The sequence below is a fragment of the Hyella patelloides LEGE 07179 genome (genome assembly GCF_900659865.1).
Lineage (GTDB): Bacteria > Cyanobacteriota > Cyanobacteriia > Cyanobacteriales > Xenococcaceae > Hyella > Hyella patelloides.
The window spans coordinates 1-3,418 of sequence record NZ_LR214194.1 but is presented as its reverse complement, the minus strand read 5'-3'; the positions used below and the strand labels follow the sequence as shown (position 1 = coordinate 3,418).

General features: G+C 38.9%; 8 protein-coding genes. 3 read left to right on the top strand and 5 right to left on the bottom strand.

Going from position 1 to position 3,418, the window contains the following annotated elements:
- A partial coding sequence (locus tag H1P_RS31965; protein ID WP_144875318.1) for a DUF3854 domain-containing protein occupies positions 1 to 541 on the bottom strand: 541 nt, incomplete at its 3' end.
- Positions 538 to 681 (bottom strand): hypothetical protein, encoded by a 144-nt coding sequence (locus H1P_RS36875; protein ID WP_186376270.1) that lies wholly within the window; start codon positions 679 to 681, stop codon positions 538 to 540. The genes H1P_RS36875 and H1P_RS31965, both read right to left, overlap by 4 nt.
- Before the next feature lie 176 nt (positions 682 to 857).
- Here H1P_RS36875 and H1P_RS31960 point away from each other — a divergent pair, with 176 nt between their 5' ends.
- Positions 858 to 1,094: a hypothetical protein gene (locus H1P_RS31960; protein ID WP_144875316.1), complete on the top strand. Its 237-nt coding sequence runs from the start codon at positions 858 to 860 to the stop codon at positions 1,092 to 1,094.
- Between the two features lie 151 nt (positions 1,095 to 1,245).
- Here the strand turns inward: H1P_RS31960 and H1P_RS31955 are convergent, their stop codons facing one another.
- The 3 genes from H1P_RS31955 to H1P_RS31945 form a co-directional block, all read right to left on the bottom strand.
- Positions 1,246 to 1,602, bottom strand: a complete 357-nt coding sequence (locus tag H1P_RS31955; RefSeq protein WP_144875314.1) for a hypothetical protein — start codon at positions 1,600 to 1,602, stop codon at positions 1,246 to 1,248.
- Positions 1,583 to 1,834 (bottom strand): hypothetical protein, encoded by a 252-nt coding sequence (locus tag H1P_RS31950; protein WP_144875312.1) that lies wholly within the window; start codon positions 1,832 to 1,834, stop codon positions 1,583 to 1,585. Before H1P_RS31950 ends, H1P_RS31955 begins: the two co-directional genes overlap by 20 nt.
- Positions 1,835 to 1,915: 81 nt before the next feature.
- Positions 1,916 to 2,206, bottom strand: a complete 291-nt coding sequence (locus H1P_RS31945; RefSeq protein ID WP_144875310.1) for a hypothetical protein — start codon at positions 2,204 to 2,206, stop codon at positions 1,916 to 1,918.
- A 118-nt stretch (positions 2,207 to 2,324) separates the two neighbouring features.
- On the opposite strand from H1P_RS31945, the gene H1P_RS31940 reads away from it, so the two are divergent.
- Entirely contained in the window at positions 2,325 to 2,687 is a 363-nt protein-coding gene (locus tag H1P_RS31940) for a helix-turn-helix domain-containing protein (RefSeq protein ID WP_144875308.1), read from the top strand.
- 503 nt (positions 2,688 to 3,190) lie between these two features.
- Positions 3,191 to 3,382 (top strand): hypothetical protein, encoded by a 192-nt coding sequence (locus H1P_RS31935; RefSeq protein WP_144875306.1) that lies wholly within the window; start codon positions 3,191 to 3,193, stop codon positions 3,380 to 3,382.
- The last annotated feature ends 36 nt before the right edge of the window (positions 3,383 to 3,418 follow it).

The following is a 3,418-nucleotide window of genomic DNA, read 5'->3' as shown; positions in this document are numbered from 1 at the left end:
ATCCTTCCTTTGCAAATCTTTCTAACTCAGGAACTAAATAACGTTTTCCTTGGGGGTCATCCTTACTAGATGTTAACCCCATCTCTACTCCTAATAAGGCAAGAGTGGGAAGCTCGTGTGAACATAAAGCAATTGCCTTGAATCCTCCCTCTGTGATTATTAACAGAGGAATATCATTAATCTTGTAGCATTTTTGTTTTAATGAAGAAAGATTGTTCCAGTGATATTTGTCTGTGGGATGGGCGGGTAATAATGCATCGTATTCGTCTCCTAATGCCGTTCTGTATTTGGGGGCTTTCTTCCCTGGTTTGTTACTCCAGGGTTTGTGAGGGCGCAGTTGATATTGACCATTTGCTCCTTCAATTAAGATACCTCCTGATTTGGCTGGGTATCCCAGGTATTCTGTTGCTTGGGTTTGGCTTAAGGTTTGACATCCCGCTTTAATCCAGGAGGGGTTTAATCCTCTTTTGACACAACAATGCTCGTAATCTGACTCCGATAACTGATTTTGGCGAAGCTTGGGTGGTGCTACGATACTCATGCTGCACCTCGGTTTCTTGTTTTTTCTAGCTGAGTCGCTTCAAATCCAGTCAAACCATTTCTCCAGCCTACAGAATATAAATCTGTATCCAAGTTGATTTGTGCTTCAGGAAAATTTCGATCTATATTTAATTTAGTCATGATTTCAATCGTGATTTTTTCTGAGGAAAAGCGATTGTCTCATCCGCCAAGATAAATGCAATCGCTATCTTCCTCTTAGTGTTTTCTATTTTATACACAACTAAAGGAAGATGCAACTGGTTTGTTAATATCTGTGTGTATAAAATAGAAGTATCTCAAACTATATTTTTACCAAGATGGCAAAATCAGCAATTTATCCACAGGGCAAAAACCCCAATTCTTTGGCTAATTTAAGCAAAACCGAAGGTAGACCCCTACAATATTCCAGTAAGAAAGAAAGAAAGAATATTTCTGTTACTCCAGAAGGTTGGGAAGGAATTGGTAAATTAGCTCAAGAGTATGGTTGTTCTAACAAATCGGAATTTTTAGAAAAATTAGGTAGAGGAATTATTAAATTAGAAATTTCTGCCTAAATCTGATTTTTACTATCTTGGTTCATAATTAACCTGACTTACTACGAAAAAGTCAGGTTTTGTTATTTCAAAGCTTCAAAGACTCCACTCCCTTCTACCCACTCTTTGATTGAATCAGCTTCGAGAGGGCTATGAGGGCAAGTTGATACACTCATGCTACACCTCCTCTTCTAACGCTTCTGCTTCTGGTTCTTTGACCTGTAGGTATTACGTCTACTGCGAAAAATCTCACTGTCGAATGTGCTTCTTCTAAATGTTGAAAGCTCTCATTGAGTGCATTCTCTATCTCATTTTCTCCTTCCAGGATGATGTATTGATTCGATTCTGACTTATACACTCTTAGCACTGGTAATCCTGCTGGCTCTATTCCTTCTCCCGTTACTAAGACAAAGGACAATACTGGTAAACTTTCAGCCATAACTCTATATCCTACTTTAATACTACGAGACTCCTGGATTGCTTCTCTAGAGGCTTGAAATCTTTCTGCTTTAATGTCGATGGCACTCAAGGAATGAAGGCAGAGTTATCCTTGAGGGTGAAGACATCTCTATCAACTGCGATGTCAGTCTCTGATTGTCTGCCACTACACTCTTTAACTTTTGCTCCAGTTTCTTGACTTCTTGAGCTAGCTTTAAAAAGTCTGACAAATAACCCAGAGCTAGTCGGGATGCTTGTTGGGGATTTTGCGCTAGATAACGTCTTTCTTTTTCGATGACAAATTCAGTTTCTAAATTTTTCATAATTCTGGGATGGTTGAAGGGACTAAAATTTCCACAATTAAAGCCACCACTACATCGATTGGTAATGGTGGCTGACGGTTCTTAAAATTCAGTCGGGATTTCTACTCCTAATTTTTTCGCCCAATACTCTCTTTGTCCCAGTGAATAACCTGACCAGTAGCTTTGTTCTTCTACTTGAGTTGGTTCTGAGTTCATTAATCCCTCAAACCAACCTAAAGAATATAAATCTGTATCCAAGTTAATTTGTGCTTCGACTGCTGCTCGACTGTTCTCTGCTCGTTGCTCTTGTTCTTGCTCTAGTGCTATATTGATAGTCATCATATACTCCTGTTTTGGGGTGTTTTCAAAAGGCGGGTTTAGTTTTCCAGACATCACCGCCTTTTGTTATGTCTACTATACTCCATATTTGGAGTATAATCAACTGGCATATGATATTTTTTTTGATGATATACTAATTATTAGTCTTAACGCACAATGGAGTATGCAGTCTATGTCTAATACAATGTCCGTCAAAAATATCCTGACCAAGCTTTTGAGAGAACAAAATATTACTCCTTACGCCTTTTGGAAAGCTTTGGATATCGGTCAAAATACTGCATACCGTCTTTGCAATGACCCTGATAGCATTCCTAGTAAAAAAATCATGGACAAAATCCATGAGGTTTATCAGTGGCTTCCTGGCGATTACTTGGTTAGCGACGATGACTGGAATCTGTGGCTCGATTCTTTATCTGAAACTGAACGCCAAGAAGTTTTAGATGTTGCTACTTCTTACACTCGTAAAACACCTGACGGCAGAATTAAGAGAAATAATTCTTCTAAACTCATTGACCTTCCTGGTGTTGCTGCTTAGCTCTTTGCTTATTTTTTTCTTCTATAGTTTCTCGAAGATTATCTTTCAACTATAAAAGCCCAGCTTTTGCTATTGCTTAAGTTTCATCTTGTCTGACCATCTTGTCTCAATTTGATTGCAAGTCTTAACATTTCAACATTTCATACTACACAATGATTCTAGGGTTTGATTCCAGGGATTGCTCAACCCTCACCAAGATATTTAAAGGAAGATCGCCAACTTTCCCAAGAAAAAAGCGATAACCAATTCCGTTATCGCTCTCCTTGATTTTTCTCAACTATTACTTGACAATCCTTTGGGGAAAGGTTCGCTAACAACCGTTGATTCTCTTTTTGAGTAAAAGCTCTCTTTTGCTACTCTATTTTAGCATTAAGACGGGCGATCGCTTTTAGCTCTGAAAAGACATTCTGCTGAAGTGAAGCGCGCAATTCTGCCTCGATTTGTTCCAAAAACAGCTTTGCTAGAATTATTCTGCCAGTGAAAGCAATATGGTGAGGTGGGTATTGCCCACTCTAAACTTTTTAGTTAAACAGTCTCTTGTCGAAGAATCTTGGGAAGGGCGATCTCGGCAGAACCGAGCCGTTGCACGCACAGCGAAGCTGATCTCGAAGAAGATCGCTCTTGAAGTCAAAAACAATAATCGCTGCCTCTTGATGGATTCGGGAGACTTAAATCAAAATCTAACATTGTGCTAATATATTAATAGCCGAGTTAACACGGTTGAAAAAAAA